Origin of the sequence: Tuberibacillus calidus DSM 17572, from assembly GCF_000430685.1 — a bacterium.
Lineage (GTDB): Bacteria > Bacillota > Bacilli > Bacillales > Sporolactobacillaceae > Tuberibacillus > Tuberibacillus calidus.
The window spans coordinates 69,455-90,679 of sequence record NZ_AUMM01000004.1; the positions used below are offsets into that span (position 1 = coordinate 69,455).

Below are 21,225 nucleotides of genomic sequence, written 5' to 3' on the forward strand. Positions count from 1 at the left end.
TTTTGGTGAATATTGTGGGTAAATTGTTTGTGCGTCCCAATTATTCCCAATATATAACATAAAATGGATGATTTTACGGCACTTATCCACATTATCCACTTTTTCGCTTTAAAGCGGTGGGGGACTGACCCCCCCTACCATGGCAGTAGGTTTTTGAGGCGGTTGAGGAGGTCGTCGGTTGGGCCATGGTCTTTTTCTCCAGGAACGTATCGGCGGCCTTTGTGTTTGTCACAGTATTCGGTAGGTTCGGTTCCCTCCAGATAATAGGTAAGGCGGGCGTTGGGGCAGGCATCGGTGGCCAGCTTCCCCGTGTCTGGGTCAACCCAGACTTTGACGACTCCGTCCGGCGCTTTAAAGCTGTTTTTTGGCTTTCCAGCCAAAGCTTCCTCCATAAAATTTGCCCAAATTTTTTTTGAGTAGGTCGCATCCGGATACGTTTTGATCGATGCGTGATCCTTATAGCCGACCCACACAGCCGTTGTCAATTGTGGCGTAAAACCGACCATCCAGCTGTCGGTATCGGTCGACCCGGTTTTAGCCGCTACCTTATGGCTTAACAAATTCCGAACGCTGTAACCCGTCACTTTCGTATAATCATTGAGTTTCGGATCAAAAATGCCGGTCATCAATTGCGACAAAACAAAGGATGTCGCGGGATCCAGAACTTTTTCCTTTTTAGGTTGCCATTCATAGATGGTATTTCCGCTTTTGTCCACGACTTTTGTAATAAAGTGCGGTGTGACGCGCGTCCCCAAATTCGCGATTGTGCTGTAAGCGCGCGCCATCTCTAACACGCTCACTTCTTTTGTCCCAAGTGCCAGCGATGGAATGGGTGACAAGGGGCTTGTGATGCCCATTTTCCGGGCCGCATCAACTAATTTATCCATGCCAATGGCAAGGTGCGTTTTGACGGCATAAATGTTGTCTGATAACGCGAGCGCCTGCATGAGTGTAATCGGCCCATCTGCGTAATACCCGCCAAAGTTTTCCGGTGAATATTTCCCCCTCCCATCATCATAACGGAAGGTTGTCGGTTCACTCGTTAAAAGTGTCGAGGGGGTAAAGCCATTTTTTAAAGCGGCATAATATAAAAATGGTTTAAAACTTGACCCCGGCTGGCGCTTGGCACTGGTCGCCATGTTATAGGCATCTTTTTGGTAATCTCGGCCGCCAACGAGGGCTTTGACGGCTCCAGTTTTTGGATCCATTGCGACTAAGGCGGCTTGTATCGTTGAATCGGGGTTAATCACATGCTTTACCCAGAATTCCGCTTTTTTTTGCAAATCTAAGTCAAGTGTCGTATAAATTTTTAAGCCGCTGGTGGCAATCGTTTTTTCATCCATATGGAGCCGGTCCCGCAATTCTTTTTGCACCATATCTTCAAAATAAGGTGCTTTGCGCGGGGGCGACTCATGATTTGTTAAAAGATGTAGCGGGGTATGGTAGGCTTGGACTGCTTCCTTTTTTGAAATGTAATGATCTTTGGCCATTTCGTTTAAAATGAGGCGCTGGCGCTTTTTGGCATTATCAAAATTTTCATCGGGGGCATAATAGGTCGGTCCTTTCGGAATGCCAGCCAAAAGACTCGCTTCAGAAAGCGTTAAGTCTTTTGCTTCTTTTCCAAAATAATAGCGGGAGGCGGCCTCGACCCCGTAAGCCCCGTTGCCGTAATAAATCGTATTAAGATACGCTTCTAAAATCTCTTTTTTTGAATAATGCATTTCAAGGCGCATGGCATAGAATACTTCTAAAAATTTACGCGTCCATGTTTTGTCATTGTAAAGATATAAATTTCGGGCGAGCTGCATGGTAATGGTACTAGCTCCTTGAGCTTTGGAAAAGGATGACAAGTCGGCAACAGCTGACCCTAAAATGCGACGCATATCAAAGCCATTGTGGGTGAAAAAACGTTTATCTTCAATCGCGACCGTTGCTTTAATTAAAGGCTTGGAAATGTCATCGATTTTTACCCAAAAGCGATTTTGACTTTGATGTTCCGCTTCGGCGAAAACTTTTCCTTTCGCCGTATAAAAAATGGTAGTCTCCGGCACTTTAATGGGCGGTGGGCCGGCAATCTTGGCATAAGCCCATAGGCCGAAAAAACAAGCAAAACATAAGGCTAGAAAGCCAATCATGATGCGCAGGGACCATTTTAGAACGCGTCTTGTGTTATGCAAATTATGTCCTGTTGCTGGTTCCACAAACATGCCCCTCTCTAATGCTGATATATCAAGCAGTATGGGAATTTTGTCGAAAAGTTAAACATGGATGAGGGTCAGTCCCCCGCCCCTTTAAAGTGATAAAGTAAAAAATGCCCTTAATTTTGTGGATATTGTGCATAACTTAGCCTTTATTTTCTATAATATGGTACTCAATCCTAAATATAGTTAGAATATGGCGTGGTTATCCACATTATCCACTTTAACACTTTAGCGAAGTGGGGGACTGACCCCCCTTTCTTTTTTAGCGGTTTTTTTCTATACTTTGGAGAGGATTGGATTGAGGATGCCGCAATCATAATTTACTTGTTTTAACCAATCCTAAGCTTGAAGATTGAAAGCAGCCAGATGGTTGCCGGTTTGAAGGAGTGATGAATGTTGGAATTGTGGTTTACGGAAAAACAAACCGAAAACTTCGGCATCACGGCAAAAGTTCATAAAACGTTACATACGGAACAAACCCCCTACCAGAAACTTGATATGCTCGACACCGTCGAATTCGGCCATATGCTCACACTGGACGGCATGGTCATGACAACAGAAAGAGATGAATTCGTATATCACGAAATGGTCGCTCATGTACCGCTCTTTACCCACCCGAATCCGAAAAATGTTCTTGTGGTCGGCGGCGGTGACGGCGGTGTTATTCGTGAAGTCGTTAAACATCCTGAGGTAGAGAAAGTTACTCTCGTTGAAATCGACGGTGCCGTCATCGAAACATCAAAAAAATATCTGCCTTCCATCGCTGTAGCTTTTGACCACCCAAAAGTGGAAACGATCGTCGGGGACGGCTTTATGCATATCGCCGAAAGCCGCAACGCGTATGATGTCATCATGGTCGACTCGACAGAACCCGTTGGCCCGGCCGTCAAATTGTTTGAGAAAGGCTTTTATGAAGGCATCAGCCGCGCTCTGAAAGCGGATGGCCTTTTTATCGCTCAGACGGACAACCCGTGGTTTAAAGCTGATTTAATCCGTAAAGTTTTCCGAGATGTTAAAGAAATTTTCCCGATCACGCGCTTATACACAGCGAATATTCCGACTTACCCGAGCGGTTTGTGGACATTCACAATGGGCTCTAAAAAATATGATCCGCTTGCTGTCTCTGAGGAGCGCTTTACAGATATAGAAACGAAATATTACACAAAAGACTTGCATAAAGCAGCCTTTGTCTTACCCAAATTCGTAGAAGATTTAACAAAATAACCGGACGAAAAAGCCGGACACCGGCCGAATTGGCCGATTTTAAACATCGCAAAGTGAGGGTTTTGGATGAGATTTGATGAAGCCTATTCTGGAAAAGTTTTTATCATGAGCCGTGCCGACTATAATAGCGCAACAAAAGTGATCTACGGCATGCCGATGGACTACACGGTGAGCTTCCGCCCGGGGTCGCGCTTTGGCCCAGCCCGCATTCGTGAAGCGTCGATCGGCCTTGAGGAATACTCCCCTTATATGGATAAACATTTGGAAGAAGTCGCCTATCACGATGCGGGGGATATTCTATTCCCGTTTGGTAATGCTGAAAAAAGCCTTGAGCTGATTGAACAATACGTGGACAAGCTGCTGCGTGACGGCAAATTCCCGTTGGGGCTTGGCGGGGAACACTTGGTTACATGGCCGATTCTTAAAGCCATGCACCGAAAATACCCGGATTTGGCTTTGATTCACATTGATGCCCATGCCGATTTGCGCACGGAATATGAAGGGGAAACATTATCCCATTCCACTCCGGTTCGAAAAGCCTGTGACCTTTTAGGGCCAGAGAATGTCTTTTCTTTTGGCATCCGCAGCGGTATGCGTGAGGAGTTTGAATTTGCTCGCACTTCTGGAATGACCCTCGAGAAATTTGAGGTCCTGGAGCCTTTGAAAAAACATCTGCCGAAGCTCTACGGCCGCAATGTCTATGTCACCATAGATATTGACGTCCTGGATCCGGCCTATGCCCCTGGCACAGGAACGGCAGAAGCCGGCGGGATTTCATCAAAAGAATTGCTGGATGCCATCGTCCTGATTGCCAAATCCGACGTCAATGTAGTCGGCGCTGATCTTGTAGAAGTTGCCCCTCCGTATGACCCAACGGAGCAAACGGCTATCGCTGCAAGCAAATTCATCCGCGAAATCATCCTAGGGTGGTAATGGGGGGTCAGTCCCCCATTTCATTAAAGTATTAAAGCAAAAAAACGATACTTTAATAAGTTTTAATGTTGTATTGTTCGTAATTAGGCGCTTGATATAGCTTGAATATAGAGTATCTTCCTTAATCATTCGGAAAACCCACTTCAATACTTTAGTGCAGTGGGGGACTGACCCCGAATAAAGAACCTTCTTGCTCCCGGCTGCATAGGTTATGAGTGGGCATCGGCCTAGTTCAGTTTATAAGGAGGATTACTGTGAGCACAATCAAGCATTATTTTGCCGGGAGTAATTCAAGTCGGGGATTTTTTTCATTTTATGATGAAGCATTAAAGTATTTAGATCGTCTCTATATCCTGAAAGGGGGGCCGGGCACGGGTAAATCCACTTTAATCCGGAGAGTCGGGGAAGCTTTGCACCAAAAAGGGTTTGACATCGAGTTTTTGCACTGTTCCTCGGATAATCAGTCGTTGGATGGCGTCATCATTCCAGCGTTAAAAGCCGGTATTGTGGATGGAACGGCCCCCCACATTGTTGATCCGAAATATCCGGGAGTCATCGACCGGATCGTCAACCTTGGCGAATACTGGGACGACACCAAGCTTACCGCCCATAAAGACGAAATCGTCCGGCTTACTGACCAGATATCAAATACTTATAAAGCGGCATATGACGAATTCCGAAAGGCTAAAAAAGTTCACGATGATATTGAAAAAATTTATATAAAGGCGATGGATTTTAAAAAAGCGAACGAAGTCACGAGTGATCTCATAAACACCATTTTTTCTGGGGATGTTAGAGCAGAGCGTACGCCGTCCGTTAAGCATTTGTTTATGGGTGCAGCTACCCCCCAGGGCCCCGTCCATTTTTACGACAATTTAACAGAACAAGATAACAAACGTTATATTGTTAAAGGTCGGGCAGGGAGCGGCAAATCGACAATGATGAAAAAAATCGGCGCCCATGCCGAACGGTTAGGTTACAGCGTCCTTTATTACCATTGTGCCTTTGATCCAGGAAGCGTTGATATGGTGTCTATACCGGCGCTTAAGACGTCCGTACTCGATGGTACCGCACCTCATGTTTTTGACCCTTCGAGAGCCGGTGATGAGTCAGTCGATATGTTTGAACGATGCATCGATTCATCGGTTGAGGTCACGCAAAAAGATGTGCTTGCCGAATTGGAAAACCGCTACCGAAGCCATATGAGTCAGGGAACAAAGCATTTGGCTCAAGCTAAAAGTTTGCATGACGAACTGGAAAAATACTATATCTCAGCGATGGACTTTTCGAAAGTGAATGATACCACCAACAAATTAATAGAAGATATTTCAGAGTTGATTACACTTCAACCTCATTAAAAACGCAATCCATCTTTATCTAACTAAAAGGCGAGCAATGGGGACGTAAACCGGCCTTTGCGTTCCCATTCATTGTTCAAAATCCACAATGTAGCCGCTCAAGGCTTTCCTAAAAACATCATCATTCACTCCGCGTTTCCCTAAACTCACACGCATTCCAGTTTTTACACGAACGCCCAGCTCCAATAAGATTCCCCTGGTAAAGAAACTTTGGTTGCTGAGGCTTCTTTTTACATCCCTCTTTTCAAACCATTTTCAGGCGTCCTTTTACCAAAAACCGAAACCGCATGGTATAATGTTCACGCTTTAAGTCGGTCCATTTGGACAAACTATCAACAAAATGTGTGGTCAGGGCATGGTCGACGACAAGCCGTATGCCGGTGTTCGCTATGAAGGCTGTTTTCCGGCCATTCAGCGATTGCACAAAATTTCCAAGTAAAGAGACGCAATTAGGGAAAAAAGCTATTTATATGGAGGTTGCTAAATGGATCATTGCCATGAGGTCAATATTATCTTAAGCAGCACCATTGAAAGGGAAGGCCGGGCAGAAGAAACACAACTTTACATACAGGGGCAATTTTTTATCAAAGGTGATGCCTATTACCTGAAGTATAAAGAAAATGTGGAGGACTTTGGTGAGGTTGATCATACGATTCGCATTAAAAATAACGAGGGTCTCATTCTTAGAAAAGGCGCCATAGAGATGCGCCAGCCATTGGTTGTTGGGGCCTCAAGAGAAGGGACATACAAAAGCCCGATTGGGGTCATGCAGACGCTCGTCGATGCCGAATGTTGTGACGTCCAGTGGCTCGAAGACTGCGGCGAAGGTTTGATCACGATCCGTTATGATTTATATATGCAAGGCGAGCCGTTTGGCCGCGTGACATTAATTTATCAACTAAAGACAATTAGTAAAAAATGATAAGAGTACCCTTAACTAAAAAACACGTATCAAAGTGAAATTTTATCACTTTCATCCGAAATTTTCATGAGAAAACAGGGCAGCCAATGCCCGCAAAAAGGCGCCTATTTATAGTGCTGCATGTTTTCTCTGTCATCAACTCAAAATAATGAAAGAGGTCATAGAATATGAAAACCGTCGTCATTGCACTGATTACCGGCTTTATTGTTGGTTTTATCTTTGCGTTTTTGAAGTTGCCGATTCCAGCGCCGCCAGCACTAGCCGGCATATCGGGCATCATCGGCATTTACCTCGGATTTAAGTGTTTTCAATGGATACTTTCCCTGATTTCCTCAACATAATCCAAGGAGAGGGTGGCCGTGCCGCGATTCGAAACATCCGATGGCGTGAAAATCTTTTATGAAATAAATGGGACAAGCGGTGAGCCGCTGTTATTTATCCACCCGCCTTTAATGGGGCATGTCGTCTTTAAATACCAACGCTGTCTGGCTGACAATTACCGCGTGATACTAATGGATTTACGCGGGCACGGGCATAGCAGCCATTTCCCGGAAGACGATTCGCTTTCCCGCCACGTCGAGGATGTTCGGGAACTTATCGATCATCTCGCGTTGCCCAAAGTGATTCTTATTGCCTATTCTGCAGGTGGATCGATCGCCCTCCACTTTGCCTTGAAATATACGGACAGGCTGAGCGGATTAATTTTATCCGGTGGGTATCCCAAAGTGGACACGGTGCTGTTAAAAATACAATATCAAGTCGGCATCTGGCTGATGAAAAGGCGAAAGGTGCGATTTTTGGCGCAAGTGCTCGCTTGGGCACATAAAGTGACCGAGACGGATCAGCGAGAACTATTTCGCTACGGCAAACGCGCCCACCCAAACGTGGTTTTAAATTTTTATCAAAATAGCTTGGCCTTTGATTGCACGGATCAGTTAAGTAAACTGTCGAATGTGCCGATTTTAGTCGTCTACGGGATGTGGACATTTCATATCAATCCGCACCACAGGCTGTTTAAAGACATACTGCCCCATGCCAAAATTGCGTTCATCGACCGCGCGACACACCAGCTGCCGAGCCGTTTTTATGAACCGTTTAATCACGTTATCACCGATTTTCTGACATCCATCCGTGGAAAGCCTTCCCGCTTCTAAACAAGGTGAAGAAGCAAGTTTCTTTTGCTCATGTAAAAAATCGTTTATGAAAAATGCGCTCTAAAATCATGTATAAAACAGGTTCGCTTGCTCTTTTTGGGGTGAGAAAGTTGTTTCAGGTAAACGACAGAGCCATGAAGGTCCCGGCTCCATCCAATAATGCTTGATCGAGTGGCGTTATCTTTACTTTCGCTGCGACAAGCCAGCTATGAAAAAATTTTTTCAGGATCGTGTAAGAATAACGAAGGCTCCGCCTTTGCCCTTAAGGCTCGGCGGAGCCAAGTTTATAAAAAAGGGGATAAAACGACGGACAAGCGCGTTTTCATTTTTTCGATGAACGGTCGACGTCGGACATCATCCAAGGTCAGTTCCATTGATTTCAGCAAATCCTTTTGGGTGAGGATCTCGATTTCGTCAATCAATGGTTTGGAATAAATAAACACGTTCATTTCATCATTCCAATTAAAACTGCGCAAGTCAAAGTTGGCTGTGCCCATATAGCAACTCTCATCATCGACTAAAAAAACCTTGGCGTGGTAAAATCCTTCATAAAAATGAAAAACACGGGCACCGTGCTCGAGGAGCGGGCGCAAATACGCGTACGAAGCGGGATGCACAAATGGGTGATCTTTTTTTGCTGGGATGAGAAGCGTCACCTCTACCCCACGATCAAGTTTCTGAATCAGAATGTTCAAGAGCTTTTTTGACGGGATGAAATAAGGTGATCCAATAAAAATCCGTTTCTTTGCCCGCTCTAAATGGTCAATGAAGAGATTCTCAAGGAAATAGGCATTCGTCCCAATTAACTTCATTTCATAGCGGCCCTTTGGTAAATCAGGGTAATACGCTGCTTCTGTCACTTTTTCATGGGTCGAGGTTTCCCAGTCTTTTAAAAATTGTCGTTGAATGTCGGAGACCGCACCTCCTTCCAACCGCAAATGATAATCGCGCCAGTCCCCCATATCCGCTTTACGTCCAAGATATTCATCGCCGACATTGAATCCCCCAACATAAGCGATTTTGCCATCTATAATGGCCAGCTTCCGATGGTTTCTGCGATTTAACGAATAAAAGAAAAAAGGAAAATACGGTTTTGCCGAAAACGCCAGAGAAACACCGGCATCGGCGAGAGCTTTTCGCGCTTTTCGCGGAAATGTCAAGACGCAAAGGGCATCCAATAACAGTCGGACGCGCACGCCTTTCTGTGCCATATTGATTAAGAGGGTGCAAAATTCTTTTCCAATTTGGTCGTTTTTAAAGATAAAAAAAGAGATATGGATATGATCTTTGGCATGTGTGATGTCTTTCTCCAAGCTGTCAAAAAACCGCCGACCGTCACTGAACAAATTCACATCGCTCAATCGGACCGGTGAGAGATGGATCTCCGTTTCTTTTTTTAATCGGCGCTGTCCAAGATAAATATCCAATAAGACAAACGCAAGAAAAAGAGCGACAACGGCAATGACGAGGACGATGGTCCAAACAAAAATCATGGGCCGCGCCTCCTTATTTAAATTCAACCCCATTATTATCATGCCCCAACACGTAAAATTTCTACAAACCAAGCCCCCAAATTTTTTTAAAAAAATTCCCCGACTGAATGCTCATTCATAATTTTTTGTGCTATAATTATCTACAGAAAATTAGTCGCATTCAGATATGTATGGGCTTACATGCTGCGTGCGGCCGTCTTTTTCTAATATTGTCATGAAGGAGTGAGCAAATGAGCGCATTCATGATTGCCAACTGGATCCTCTTTCTTATTGTGCTCGCTTACGGCATATATCTCGTCGTACACGTTGTCAAAACAAGAATTACATTTATAAAGCTTGGAAAAAAGGCTGAATGGGACAGGACGTTAAAAGAAAGGCTCAATGACATCCTTGTCTATGTGTTTGGCCAAAGGAAGCTTTTGAAGGATAAAAAAAGTGGCGCCATCCACGTCATGATGTTCTATGGTTTCATCCTCGTTCAATTCGGTGCCATTGATTTAATTTGGAAAGGGCTCGCTCCAGGGTCACATTTACCGCTCGGACCGCTCTATCCCGCCTTTAAAGTGCTTCAGGAATTCGTCACGTTCATGATTTTGGTGGCGGTCGTCTGGGCTTTTTATCGCCGCTATATTGAAAAACTTGTCCGCCTGAAACGAGGATTTAAAGCCGGTCTCGTGCTTTTATTTATCGGGGCACTCATGTTATCCGTCATCCTTTCCAGCGGCATGGAAATGATCTGGCGAGGTGAACCTTACGCTTGGTACACGCCGCTTGCGACAACGGTCGCTTTCATTTTCCAATGGCTTCCGCCTACTATAGCTGAGGTTGGTTTCTATATCTTTTGGTGGGCGCATCTTCTCATTTTGTTAAGCTTTGCTGTCTATGTCCCACAGTCCAAACATGCGCATCTATTGTTTGCTCCGGCCAACGTCTTTTTAGGACGGACGCATAAGGTCGGCCAGCTGAAATCAATTGATTTCGAAGATGAAAGCCAAGAGACATTTGGCGTTAATCATATTAAAGATTTCCAACAGAACCAACTCATTGATTTATATGCTTGCGTGGAATGCGGCCGCTGTACGAACTTTTGCCCGGCAACTGGAACAGGCAAAATGTTGTCGCCAATGGATTTAATCGTGAAGTTGCGAGATCATCTCACGGAATACGGTGCGGCTGTCACATCACGGACGCCATGGATGCCTGCTTTCGCCTTTTCCAATACGAAAGCGAACCAACTCGCTTATGCGGCACAAAGCCAACAAGAAGTGGCCGCTGCCGATGAAAACTACGCTGGTCTTATCGGTAATGTCATTACGGAAGAGGAAATCTGGGCCTGTACCACATGCCGGAACTGTGAGGACCAATGCCCGGTCATGAACGAACATGTCGATAAAATCATTGACTTGCGCCGGTATCTTGTTTTGACCGAAGGAAAAATGGATCCGGATGCACAGCGCGCCATCACCAATATCGAACGGCAAGGCAACCCGTGGGGATTAAACCGCAAAGAACGCGAAGTTTGGCGCGAAGGCCGTGACGATATTGTCGTTCGCACGGTTAAAGAAGTTGAAAAAGCGGGAGAAACCTTTGAATACTTGTTCTGGGTTGGCTCCATGGGCTCGTATGATTCGCGCAGCCAAAAAGTCGTTCAATCGCTCGCTAAAGTCATGAACGTCGCAGGGATCTCTTTTGCGATCTTAGGGAATAAAGAGAAAAACTCCGGCGATACACCGCGGCGCATCGGTAATGAGTTCCTGTTCCAAGAGCTGGCACGCCAAAACATTGAGACGTTCAAAAAACACGGCGTTAAGAAAATCATTACCGCTGACCCGCACGCTTATAATACTTTTAAAAATGAATACCCCGAATTTGGTTTGGAAGGTGTCGAAGTCTATCACCATACTGAACTGATTGCCCAATGGATTAAAGAAGGCCGGATTACACCGAAATATCCAGTAAATGAACGCATCACTTACCATGATTCCTGTTACCTCGGCCGTTATAACGACGTGTATGATCCGCCGCGGGAAATTCTTAAAGCGATACCGGGTGTCGAGCTTGTTGAGATGGAACGCAACCGCGAAACCGCCATGTGCTGTGGTGCTGGTGGCGGGTTAATGTGGATGGAAGACCGTGCCGGCACACGCATCAATGTCGCCCGCACGGAACAAGCGCTCGCCGTCAATCCGACGATTATCAGCAGCGCTTGTCCATATTGCTTAACGATGATGTCTGACGGCACTAAAGCTAAAGAAGTCGAAGACAAAGTTCACACCTTTGATGTGGTTGAGCTGGTGGAACGTTCCATTACCCCACCTGATGCACAACAAGCTGTGTGAGACCAAATTTTAAATGAAGAAGCTTAATTTCATAAAAAATCAGGGGCTTAGGAAGCCCCTCCTTTATCCAAGCTCACCGAGCGAGCGTTCGTTCGGTTAAATGAAACCGCTTACCAATTTTATAAAAATACAAAAGTGGAACTGGAGGATCAAAACATGGGGAGAACAGTAGTCATTAGCGCGGCGAGAACGCCTTTTGGAAAACTTGGAGGTGCGCTTAGCTCCTTAAGCGCATCCGAGCTCGGTGGCATCGCCATCAAGGAAGCCGTCACCCGAAGCGGCCTTGAAGGTGAAGCCATTGATGAGGTCATTTTCGGTAACGTTTTACAAGGAGGACAAGGGCAGATCCCTTCCCGGCAAGCCGCGCGCCACGCGGGTTTACCTTGGTCTGTGCGCACGGAGACGATCAATAAAGTTTGCGCCTCTGGCTTGCGAGCTGTGACGATCGGTGACCAAATCATCCGTGCCGGAGATGCGCGTTCGATTGTCGCTGGCGGCATGGAATCAATGAGTAACGCTCCGTATTTTTTGCCAAACGCTCGGTTTGGTTATCGCATGGGTGACCAAAAAGTTGTGGATTTAATGGTTCATGATGGGTTGACCTGTTCGTTCAGTGGCGTGCATATGGGCATCTATGGTAGTGAGACCGCCGCCAAATTCGGCATCACCCGTGAGGAACAAGACCGCTGGGCGCTCCGAAGCCATCAACGGGCTCAGCAAGCGATTGACAGCGGTAAATTTGCTGATGAAATCGTGCCTGTTGAAGTGCCTGTTCGCCGCGGCGAACCCGTGAAAGTCACAACGGATGAAGCGGTCCGTCGCGATACCTCCCTTGAGAAACTCGCGAAGCTCAAACCCGCATTTAGCCCAGACGGCACGATAACCGCTGGTAATGCCCCGGGGGTCAATGATGGCGCGGGAGCTCTTGTGCTTATGGATGAAAAAGCCGCCGAGCGGCAAGGTAAGGAAGCGCTGGCCACAATCATCGGTCATACAGCGATCGCCATGGAGGCCAAAGATTTTCCGGAGACACCGGGCCGGGTGATTTTAGACCTTTTAAATAAAACCGGTAAAAAACTCTCGGACATCGACTTATTTGAAATCAATGAAGCGTTTGCGGCCGTTGCCCTTACGGCAAATAAAATCGCCGATCTTGATCCGGAGAAGGTGAATGTCAATGGCGGTGCTGTTGCCCTCGGCCACCCAATCGGCGCAAGCGGTGCGCGCATTCTGATGACATTGATTTACGAATTACGACGCCGCGGTGGCGGACTGGGCATTGCGGCGATTTGCAGCGGCGGCGGTCAAGGCGACGCCATTTTAGTTGAAGTATAAGGAGTGATTAACAAATGGAAAAAGTCATGGTCATTGGCGCCGGGCAAATGGGCTCAGGCATTGCTCAAGTATTTGCGGTTTCAGGCTTTGACGTGTTGCTATATGACAATAACGATGCACAGCTTGAAAAAGGTTTGGCCGGCATTCAAAAACGTTTAGCCCGCGACGTGGAAAAGGGCAAGTTAACCGAAAGTGAAAAAGATGAAGCTTTGAAGCGCCTTGTGAAAGCCAATTCCCTTGATGAAGCATCAGGCGTTAGCCTCGTCGTTGAGGCTGTCGTTGAAAACATGGGCGTCAAAACCGAGATTTTTAAGAAATTAGATGAAGTCGCACCGGCTGACGCCATCCTCGCCTCCAATACGTCATCGCTACCTATAACGGAAATCGCCGCCGTCACGTCGCGCCCAGAGAAAGTGATCGGCATGCACTTTATGAATCCGGTTCCCGTGATGAAGCTGGTGGAAGTCATTCGCGGCTTGGCCACATCAGATGAGACATATGAAAAAGTCAAAAACTATGCGGAAAAACTCGGCAAAACCGCGGTCGAAGTCAATGATTTCCCTGGCTTTGTCTCCAATCGGGTTCTGATGCCAATGATTAACGAGGCGATTTACTGCGTCTACGAAGGGGTCGCGACGCCGGAAGCGATTGATGAGGTCATGAAACTCGGCATGAATCATCCGATGGGTCCCCTGACGCTCGCTGATTTTATCGGGCTTGATACCTGCCTTTATATTATGGAAGTCCTGCATGAAGGACTAGGTGATGATAAATATCGGCCATGCCCGCTCTTAAGGAAATATGTCAAGGCGGGTTGGCTCGGCCGGAAGTCTGGGAAGGGATTTTATGACTACAACGGCAATTAAAAAGGAGAGCCCAGCGATGAACCTTCTTTTCACCGAAGAACATGACATGGTGCGCAGAATGGTTCGGGACTTTGCCGAAAAGGAAATCGCGCCTGAAGTGGCGAGAATGGAAGCCGAAGACCGCTTTCCCATTGAAGTGATCAAAAAAATGGGTGAGCTTGGTCTGATGGGCATTCCAGTTCCTGAAGCCTATGGCGGCTCTGGAATGGATTATATGTCGTATATCATCGCCATTCATGAGATTGCAAAAATTAGTGCCACAGTGGGGGTCATTTTATCCGTCCATACCTCCGTCGGCACGAATCCGATTCTTTATTTCGGAACGGAAGCGCAAAAGCAAAAATACATCCCGAAGTTGGCGCGAGGGGAATGGATTGGTGCGTTTGCCTTAACCGAACCAAACGCTGGTTCCGATGCTGCCGCATTAAGCACGCGAGCGGTCCGTCAAGGTGATCACTATGTCCTAAACGGTTCGAAAATTTTTATTACAAATGGCGGAGCGGCCGATGTTTTTATCGTTTTCGCCAAAACAGATCCGGAGCAAGGTAGCCGCGGGGTTACCGCCTTTATTGTTGAACGGGACACCCCTGGCTTCACCATAGGAAAAGCGGAAAAAAAGATGGGCTTGCACGGATCAAGCACAGTCACCTTGCAATTTGACGGGGCCGTTGTACCGGCAGAAAACCGGCTTGGGGAAGAAGGCCAAGGGTTTAAGATTGCCATGTCCAACCTCAATTTCGGCCGCATTGGGATCGCCGCGCAGGCGCTTGGCATCGCTGAAGGTGCTCTCCATCATGCCATTCAATATGCCAAAGACCGAAAACAATTCGGTAAACCGATTGGCGCGCAGCAAGGTGTCGCTTTTAAGCTTGCGGATATGGCAACGGAAGTCGAAGCAGCGAAATTATTAGTCTATCATGCGGCCTTTCTGGCACAAAACAAACAACCGTGCACAAAAGAAGCCTCGATGGCGAAACTATTTGCTTCACAAACAGCGATGAAAACGGCGACAGAAGCCGTCCAGATTTTTGGCGGCTACGGTTACACCGAAGACTATCCCGTTGAGCGTTATTTCCGCGATGCCAAAATCACACAAATCTATGAAGGCACAAACGAGATTCAACATATCGTCATTAGTAAACAGTTACTGAAATAAGAAAAGGGGATTAAACCATGGATTTTAAACTGAGCGAAGAACACGAAATGCTTCGGAAAATGGTGCGTGATTTTGCGGAAAATGAAGTCGCAAAAACCGCAGCTGAGCGTGATGAAACGGAAACGTTTGACCGTTCCATTTTTGATCAAATGGCCGAGCTGGGCTTAACCGGAATTCCTTGGCCGGAAGAATATGGCGGGATTGGGGCGGACTATTTAAGCTACGTCATCGCCGTTGAGGAGCTTTCCCGCGTTGATGCTTCCATTGGTGTAACGTTATCGGCCCATACGTCACTCGCTTGTTGGCCCATTTATAAATTCGGCACTGAAGAACAAAAACAAAAATTTTTGCGTCCCATGGCGGAAGGAAAGAAAATCGGCGCCTATGGTTTGACGGAGCCGGGTTCGGGCTCGGATGCCGGGGCGATGCGCACAACCGCCAAACGCGATGGCGACCATTACATCATTAACGGTAATAAAATTTTTATCACCAATGGCGGTGAAGCCGACATTTATGTTGTTTTTGCCCTAACGAATCCGGAATTAAAACATAAGGGCACAACCGCCTTCATTATCGAAAAAGGCACACCGGGCTTTTCCTTCGGCAAGAAAGAAAAGAAACTTGGCATACGCTCCTCCCCGACACTGGAATTGATTTTTGAAGATTGCCGTGTGCCGGCAGAAAACGTCCTCGGGGAAGAGGGGCAAGGCTTTAAAATTGCCATGATGACGCTTGACGGTGGCAGAAACGGCATTGCCGCCCAAGCCGTCGGCATTGCCCAAGGCGCTTTGGATGCGGCCATTGCTTACGCCAAAGAGCGTAAACAATTTGGCAAACCGATCGGCGCGCAACAAGCCATCGGGTTTAAGCTTGCCGATATGGCAACAAAAGTGGAAGCGGCTCGCCTTTTAACCTATCAAGCCGCATGGCTCGAATCGAACGGCCTCCCCTACGGCCAAGCTTCGGCGATGTCGAAACTGTTTGCCGGCGATACAGCGATGGAAGTCACAACCGAAGCGGTCCAAGTATTTGGTGGTTACGGATATACCAAAGATTATCCGGTTGAACGATTCATGCGCGACGCCAAAATCACGCAAATCTATGAAGGTACTAATGAAATTCAACGTCTCGTCATCTCGCGTGCTTTGCTAAAATAAAAGGTTTTCTGAGAGAAGCTGGTTTTCATGCACATGCTTGCCGAACAAATTTTACAAAAGGATATCCGCGCTTTGGCTCGGGCAATCACCTATGTGGAAAACGACCATGAAGACAAATTGGCGCTCATGAGTGATTTGTATCCGGCAACGGGCAAGGCGCGGTGCATCGGTATTACCGGTGCACCGGGAGCCGGGAAAAGCACGTTTGTGAACCGTTTAATCGACTACTTGCGCTCACTTGACTTACGTGTGGCCGTCTGTGCGATTGACCCGACAAGCCCGTTCAGCGGTGGTGCCATTCTTGGCGACAGGGTGCGGATGGCCAAACATTTTACCGACCCAAAAGTGTTTATCCGCAGCATGGGTACACGTGGCAGTCTTGGCGGATTATCGCGAACAACAAAAGATGTCATTAAAATCATGGATGCCTTTGGGTTTGATGTCATTCTGATCGAAACGGTCGGCGTCGGGCAATCGGAACTCGACATTATGAAAGTGGCGGATACGACGGCAGTGGTCGTCACCCCGGGGTCAGGAGATGTCATACAAGTGTTTAAGGCTGGCATTATGGAAATTGCCGATCTCTTTGTCATCAATAAAGCCGATTTGCCTGGGGTCGGCCCGCTTCATGCCCAAATTAACGCGATGCTCGATTTGGCGAAAGACCATGAAGCTTGGCGTCCTCCCGTCAAACGGGTCAGTGCGGCAAAAAACGAAGGCATTGCGGAATTTTGGGCAGCCTGTGAAGCCCATGCAGCCTACCTTTTGGAAAGCGGCGAAGGAATGAAGCGCAGGAGGCGGAATAAAGAGCGGGAAATTCTTGAAATTATTCAGGACGAAGCCTCCCGCCGCATTGAGCAGTTTTTTATAGAGGAAAAAGAACATATTGCGGCTTCTTCATTAGATCCGTATACACTCGCTGCTCGGCTCGTTGATAAATGGTTCCAAAATCAGGAAAAGGAGATCATGCAAAAAAACGGGGAACTTTAGTGAATTCGTCGAAAAAAAGGGTCATGACTCTCACGACCTCATTCGACAGTTCCCGCGAAAAAAGATCAAAACCCACCCGATTTCAACTCCGCCGGTAGTTCGTAAAATTTTTTGAGTGACGGGAAAAGGAGGGGTGAGGGTGATGCCGAAAAATGTGGAAACAACGGTTAAAGATGAAAAGTTAATCAAACAGCGCCGGGCTGAACTCATTAAAGCGGCCGTCAAGCTGTTTACCGAGAAGGGATTTCATCGGACGACGACGAGGGAAATCGCACGTGAAGCAGGCTTCAGCATCGGAACATTGTATGAATACATTCGAACGAAAGAAGATGTCCTTTACCTCGTTTGCGATGATATTTATAACAAAGTCAGCGACAGACTGCGCGCCACGATAGCCCTTAAAGGCGATGGAGTGGAATGTCTGAAAGCGGCGGTTGCGGGCTGTGTGAAGGTCATGGATGACATGCAGGATGAAGTGCTCGTCATGTACCAAGAGGCGAAATCGCTGTCCAAAGAGTCACTCCCTTATGTGTTGAATAAGGAATTAGAGATGGTAAAGCTTCTTGAAGATGTATTAGATCATTGCATCCGCCTTGGCGCGCTTCATCTTACGGAAAAAGAAAAAGAATTTTATGCTCACCACATCCTTGTCCTTTGTCAAATGTGGGCGTTTCGTCGCTGGAGTTTAGCCAAAACATTTACCGTTCACGAATATACGGCCTATTTAATCGATGCGATTCTTTATGGGATTTCTGTTCAAAAAGCCCCATCGATCGATCAAAAATCATGAAGGGAGTGGACCGAATTGGCAAAACCATTATATCGTCCCAAACATCATGTCCGTTTTGTCACCGCTTCAAGTCTATTTGACGGCCATGATGCCTCCATTAACATCATGCGCCGCATTCTCCAACAAGGCGGTGCGGAAGTCATCCATTTGGGTCATAACCGTTCGGTTGAGGAAGTTGTTGAAGCGGCCATTCAGGAAGACGTACAAGGCATTGCCGTTTCATCTTACCAAGGCGGTCACATGGAATATTTTAAATATATGTATGACCTATTGCAGGAACGAGGCGCTGGGCATATCCGCATTTATGGCGGGGGCGGCGGTGTCATTATTCCTCCAGAGATCAAGGAGCTGCATGAATACGGCATCGCCCGCATCTTTTCTCCGGATGACGGCCGCGAATTGGGCCTCGAAGGCATGATCAGCATCATGTTAGAGGAATGCGATTTTCCGACAATCACTGAATTGCGAGACGAAATGGAACGCGTAAGACAAGGCGATAAACGCGCTTTAGCTCAAGTGATTACGCTGGCCGAAAGCGAGCACCCGGCCTTTCGTGAAGTCTCTAGCGCGCTGGAAAGCGTTGCGCAAGCGAAAACTATTCCCGTCCTTGGGATCACCGGTACGGGTGGCGCAGGGAAAAGCTCGCTGACCGACGAGCTCGTCCGTCGCTTTTTAAATCACTACAGCGACAAGCGAATTGCCATTTTATCCGTCGATCCGACGAAACAAAAAACGGGCGGGGCGCTTCTCGGCGACCGTATCCGGATGAATTCCATTAATAATCCGCGCGTTTATATGCGATCCTTGGCGACACGGCAGTCAAAATCAGAGCTTTCCGATGCCATTCGCGATTGCCTGGCTGTAGTCAAACAAGCACCGTTTGACCTCATTATCGTTGAAACGAGTGGTATTGGTCAGGGGGATGCGGAAATTACGCAAATCGCCGATGTGGCGATGTATGTCATGACGAGTGATTACGGTGCGCCGTCGCAGCTTGAAAAAATTGACATGATTGATTTTGCCGACATCATCGTCATCAATAAATTTGACCGAAAAGGTTCAGAAGACGCGCTGAGGGATGTCCGCAAACAATATCAGCGCAGCCACCTTTTATTTGGTCAAGCGCCCGAAACGATGCCGGTCTATGGAACGATCGCCAGCCAATTTAATGATGCCGGAACGAATGTTTTATTCGGAGCTCTCGTTGAGAAAATCAACGAAAAAACGCACGTCAATTGGGAGCCTGTCAGAACCGATACAATGACGGTGAAAAAAGAAAACGTCATCATTCCTCCGGAGAAAGTCAACTACCTTGGTGACATTGTGAAAACCGTCCGGGATTATAAAGCGTTCGTGGCTCAACAAGTCCGCTGTGCTCGGCGCGCGTATCAATTAAACGGCACCATTGAAGCGCTGAAAGAAGAGCCAGGGGACCATAGCAAAGAAATTGCCAAAATCGAAGCGATGAAGGCGGCCTGGCTGGATAAACTGCATCCTGACTCCAAGAAAATTTTGGAGGGATGGGACGATTTAAAGAAAAAATACAGCCAGAAAACGTTGACGGTAAACATTCGCGGCAAAGAAATTGTCAATGAATTGACGACCAAAAGCTTATCTGGTTTAGACATTCCGAAAGTCGCCTTGCCCAAGTATGAAGACTGGGGGGATATCCTGAACTGGGCATACAAAGAAAACGTGCCAGGGGCGTTCCCATTTACAGCCGGCGTGTTCCCGTTTAAGCGGAAAGGTGAAGACCCGAAACGTCAATTTGCAGGGGAAGGCACACCGGAGCGCACGAATAAACGCTTCCACTACTTGTCAAAAGACGATCCAGCCAAACGGTTAAGCACCGCGTTTGATTCCGTCACTTTATATGGCGAAGACCCCGACCGTCGGCCCGACATTTATGGGAAAATCGGCGAAAGCGGCGTCAGCGTTTGCACGTTAGATGATATGAAAAAACTGTATGCCGGTTTTGACCTTTGCCATCCGTCCACATCGGTGTCGATGACGATCAATGGACCCGCTCCGATTCTTCTAGCGATGTTTATGAATACGGCGATTGACCAACAACTGGAGAAATTTGAAGCGGAAAATGGCCGCAAGCCGACCAAAGAAGAGGCAGAGGAAATTAAAGCGAGAACCTTATCCACCGTCCGCGGCACAGTGCAAGCTGATATTTTAAAAGAAGACCAAGGGCAAAACACCTGTATTTTCTCTACGGAATTCGCTTTGCGGATGATGGGCGACATTCAACAATACTTTATTGACCATAAGGTGCGCAATTACTATTCTGTCTCCATCTCGGGCTATCATATTGCTGAAGCGGGGGCCAACCCGATTTCGCAGTTAGCGTTTACGCTCGCCAACGGCTTTACGTATGTCGAGTATTATTTAAACCGCGGGATGCATATCGATGACTTTGCGCCAAACTTATCTTTCTTCTTTTCCAACGGGCTCGACCCTGAATATACAGTCATCGGTCGGGTGGCTCGCCGCATTTGGGCAACAGTCATGAAATATAAGTACGGGGCAAATGAGCGCAGCCAAAAACTTAAATACCACATCCAGACATCCGGTCGCTCGCTCCACGCGCAGGAAATAGACTTTAACGACATCCGGACAACGCTTCAGGCGCTTATGGCGATTTATGATAACTGTAACTCGCTACACACCAATTCCTATGATGAGGCGATTACGACGCCATCCGAGGAATCGGTCCGCCGAGCGATGGCGATTCAGTTGATCATCACAAAAGAACTCGGCTTGGCCAAAAATGAAAATCCGCTACAAGGCGCCTACATTATCGAAGAGCTGACGGAACTTGTTGAAGAAGCTGTTTTGGCGGAATTTGAACGCATCAATGCCCGTGGCGGCGTGCTCGGCGCCATGGAAGTGATGTACCAACGAGGGAAAATTCAAGACGAGTCGCTTTATTATGAAATGAAAAAGCACTCTGGTGAGCTCCCAATTATTGGTGTTAACACCTACCTCAATCCGAACAAATCTGAGGAAGTCATTCAAGAATTAACCTTAGCCCGGGCGACGAAAGAAGAAAAGGAACAGCAAATCAGGAACCTACAAGCTTTCCATGAAAAACATGCCGCGGAAGTCGATCAAGCTTTGGCTGAACTAAAAGAAACAGCGCTTTCTGGCGGCAATATTTTCGAAACATTAATGGAAACCGTAAAACACGCAAGCCTTGGCCAAATTACCCGTGCCCTCTACGAAGTAGGAGGCCAATACCGCCGAAACATGTAAAACCCAATCGAGGGCTGTCACTTGCCATTAGAGGCACCCATCGACA

Annotated in this window: 16 protein-coding genes; 14 read left to right on the forward strand and 2 right to left on the reverse strand. The window is 47.1% G+C overall.

Features of this window, described 5'->3' with window-relative positions:
- Positions 1 to 134: 134 nt before the first annotated feature.
- Positions 135 to 2,135, reverse strand: coding sequence for a transglycosylase domain-containing protein (locus tag H532_RS17555; protein ID WP_051263069.1), 2,001 nt, complete (start codon positions 2,133 to 2,135; stop codon positions 135 to 137).
- A gap of 462 nt (positions 2,136 to 2,597) precedes the next feature.
- On the opposite strand from H532_RS17555, the gene speE reads away from it, so the two are divergent.
- The 6 genes from speE to H532_RS17565 all read left to right on the forward strand — a co-directional run bounded on the left by speE (position 2,598) and on the right by H532_RS17565 (position 7,792).
- Positions 2,598 to 3,425 carry a spermidine synthase gene (gene speE, locus H532_RS0101395; protein WP_027723971.1) on the forward strand — a complete coding sequence of 276 codons (828 nt, stop codon included), beginning with the start codon at positions 2,598 to 2,600 and terminating at the stop codon, positions 3,423 to 3,425.
- Positions 3,426 to 3,491: 66 nt separating this feature from the next.
- Positions 3,492 to 4,358: an agmatinase gene (speB, locus tag H532_RS0101400; RefSeq protein ID WP_027723972.1), complete on the forward strand. Its 867-nt coding sequence runs from the start codon at positions 3,492 to 3,494 to the stop codon at positions 4,356 to 4,358.
- Between the two features lie 254 nt (positions 4,359 to 4,612).
- Positions 4,613 to 5,716, forward strand: coding sequence for a PRK06851 family protein (locus H532_RS0101405; protein WP_027723973.1), 1,104 nt, complete (start codon positions 4,613 to 4,615; stop codon positions 5,714 to 5,716).
- A 484-nt stretch (positions 5,717 to 6,200) separates the two neighbouring features.
- Positions 6,201 to 6,638 (forward strand): YwiB family protein, encoded by a 438-nt coding sequence (locus H532_RS0101420; protein WP_027723975.1) that lies wholly within the window; start codon positions 6,201 to 6,203, stop codon positions 6,636 to 6,638.
- Between the two features lie 167 nt (positions 6,639 to 6,805).
- Positions 6,806 to 6,979, forward strand: a complete 174-nt coding sequence (locus tag H532_RS17560) for a XapX domain-containing protein (RefSeq protein ID WP_038111269.1) — start codon at positions 6,806 to 6,808, stop codon at positions 6,977 to 6,979.
- An 18-nt stretch (positions 6,980 to 6,997) separates the two neighbouring features.
- The gene (locus H532_RS17565; protein ID WP_051263064.1) at positions 6,998 to 7,792 is read left to right on the forward strand and encodes an alpha/beta fold hydrolase; all 795 of its coding nucleotides are present in this window, start codon (positions 6,998 to 7,000) and stop codon (positions 7,790 to 7,792) included.
- 284 nt (positions 7,793 to 8,076) lie between these two features.
- Here H532_RS17565 and cls read toward each other — a convergent pair whose 3' ends face one another.
- On the reverse strand, positions 8,077 to 9,285 hold the full coding sequence (cls, locus tag H532_RS0101435; RefSeq protein WP_027723976.1) for a cardiolipin synthase: 1,209 nt from the start codon (positions 9,283 to 9,285) through the stop codon (positions 8,077 to 8,079).
- A 230-nt stretch (positions 9,286 to 9,515) separates the two neighbouring features.
- Between cls and H532_RS0101440 the strand changes: the two genes are divergently transcribed.
- From H532_RS0101440 to icmF, 8 genes are all read left to right on the forward strand, one after another.
- Positions 9,516 to 11,624: a (Fe-S)-binding protein gene (locus H532_RS0101440; RefSeq protein WP_027723977.1), complete on the forward strand. Its 2,109-nt coding sequence runs from the start codon at positions 9,516 to 9,518 to the stop codon at positions 11,622 to 11,624.
- 156 nt (positions 11,625 to 11,780) lie between these two features.
- Complete coding sequence (locus H532_RS0101445; protein WP_027723978.1) at positions 11,781 to 12,959, forward strand: acetyl-CoA C-acetyltransferase; 1,179 nt, start codon at positions 11,781 to 11,783, stop codon at positions 12,957 to 12,959.
- Positions 12,960 to 12,973: 14 nt separating this feature from the next.
- A complete protein-coding gene (locus tag H532_RS0101450) occupies positions 12,974 to 13,825 on the forward strand; it encodes a 3-hydroxybutyryl-CoA dehydrogenase (RefSeq protein WP_027723979.1) in 852 nt (283 codons plus the stop codon).
- Positions 13,826 to 13,841: 16 nt separating this feature from the next.
- A complete protein-coding gene (locus tag H532_RS0101455) occupies positions 13,842 to 14,981 on the forward strand; it encodes an acyl-CoA dehydrogenase (protein WP_027723980.1) in 1,140 nt (379 codons plus the stop codon).
- Positions 14,982 to 14,998: 17 nt separating this feature from the next.
- Positions 14,999 to 16,138, forward strand: a complete 1,140-nt coding sequence (locus H532_RS0101460) for an acyl-CoA dehydrogenase (RefSeq protein WP_027723981.1) — start codon at positions 14,999 to 15,001, stop codon at positions 16,136 to 16,138.
- 27 nt (positions 16,139 to 16,165) lie between these two features.
- Positions 16,166 to 17,128, forward strand: coding sequence for a methylmalonyl Co-A mutase-associated GTPase MeaB (gene meaB, locus H532_RS0101465; protein ID WP_027723982.1), 963 nt, complete (start codon positions 16,166 to 16,168; stop codon positions 17,126 to 17,128).
- Positions 17,129 to 17,267: 139 nt separating this feature from the next.
- Positions 17,268 to 17,918 carry a TetR/AcrR family transcriptional regulator gene (locus tag H532_RS0101470; protein WP_425426214.1) on the forward strand — a complete coding sequence of 217 codons (651 nt, stop codon included), beginning with the start codon at positions 17,268 to 17,270 and terminating at the stop codon, positions 17,916 to 17,918.
- A gap of 15 nt (positions 17,919 to 17,933) precedes the next feature.
- Positions 17,934 to 21,179 carry a fused isobutyryl-CoA mutase/GTPase IcmF gene (icmF, locus tag H532_RS0101475; protein WP_027723984.1) on the forward strand — a complete coding sequence of 1,082 codons (3,246 nt, stop codon included), beginning with the start codon at positions 17,934 to 17,936 and terminating at the stop codon, positions 21,177 to 21,179.
- Positions 21,180 to 21,225 lie beyond the last annotated feature (46 nt).

Excerpts from the sequence above, each read along its gene's own strand:
- H532_RS17555 (WP_051263069.1), bottom strand. The coding sequence starts at position 2,135 with ATGATTGGCTTTCTAGCCTTATGTTTTGCTTGTTTTTTCGGCCTATGG.
- speB (WP_027723972.1), top strand. The coding sequence starts at position 3,492 with ATGAGATTTGATGAAGCCTATTCTGGAAAAGTTTTTATCATGAGCCGT.
- H532_RS0101420 (WP_027723975.1), top strand. The coding sequence starts at position 6,201 with ATGGATCATTGCCATGAGGTCAATATTATCTTAAGCAGCACCATTGAA.
- H532_RS17560 (WP_038111269.1), top strand. The coding sequence starts at position 6,806 with ATGAAAACCGTCGTCATTGCACTGATTACCGGCTTTATTGTTGGTTTT.
- cls (WP_027723976.1), bottom strand. The coding sequence starts at position 9,285 with ATGATTTTTGTTTGGACCATCGTCCTCGTCATTGCCGTTGTCGCTCTT.
- H532_RS0101440 (WP_027723977.1), top strand. The coding sequence starts at position 9,516 with ATGAGCGCATTCATGATTGCCAACTGGATCCTCTTTCTTATTGTGCTC.
- H532_RS0101445 (WP_027723978.1), top strand. The coding sequence starts at position 11,781 with ATGGGGAGAACAGTAGTCATTAGCGCGGCGAGAACGCCTTTTGGAAAA.
- H532_RS0101450 (WP_027723979.1), top strand. The coding sequence starts at position 12,974 with ATGGAAAAAGTCATGGTCATTGGCGCCGGGCAAATGGGCTCAGGCATT.
- H532_RS0101455 (WP_027723980.1), top strand. The coding sequence starts at position 13,842 with ATGAACCTTCTTTTCACCGAAGAACATGACATGGTGCGCAGAATGGTT.
- H532_RS0101460 (WP_027723981.1), top strand. The coding sequence starts at position 14,999 with ATGGATTTTAAACTGAGCGAAGAACACGAAATGCTTCGGAAAATGGTG.
- meaB (WP_027723982.1), top strand. The coding sequence starts at position 16,166 with ATGCACATGCTTGCCGAACAAATTTTACAAAAGGATATCCGCGCTTTG.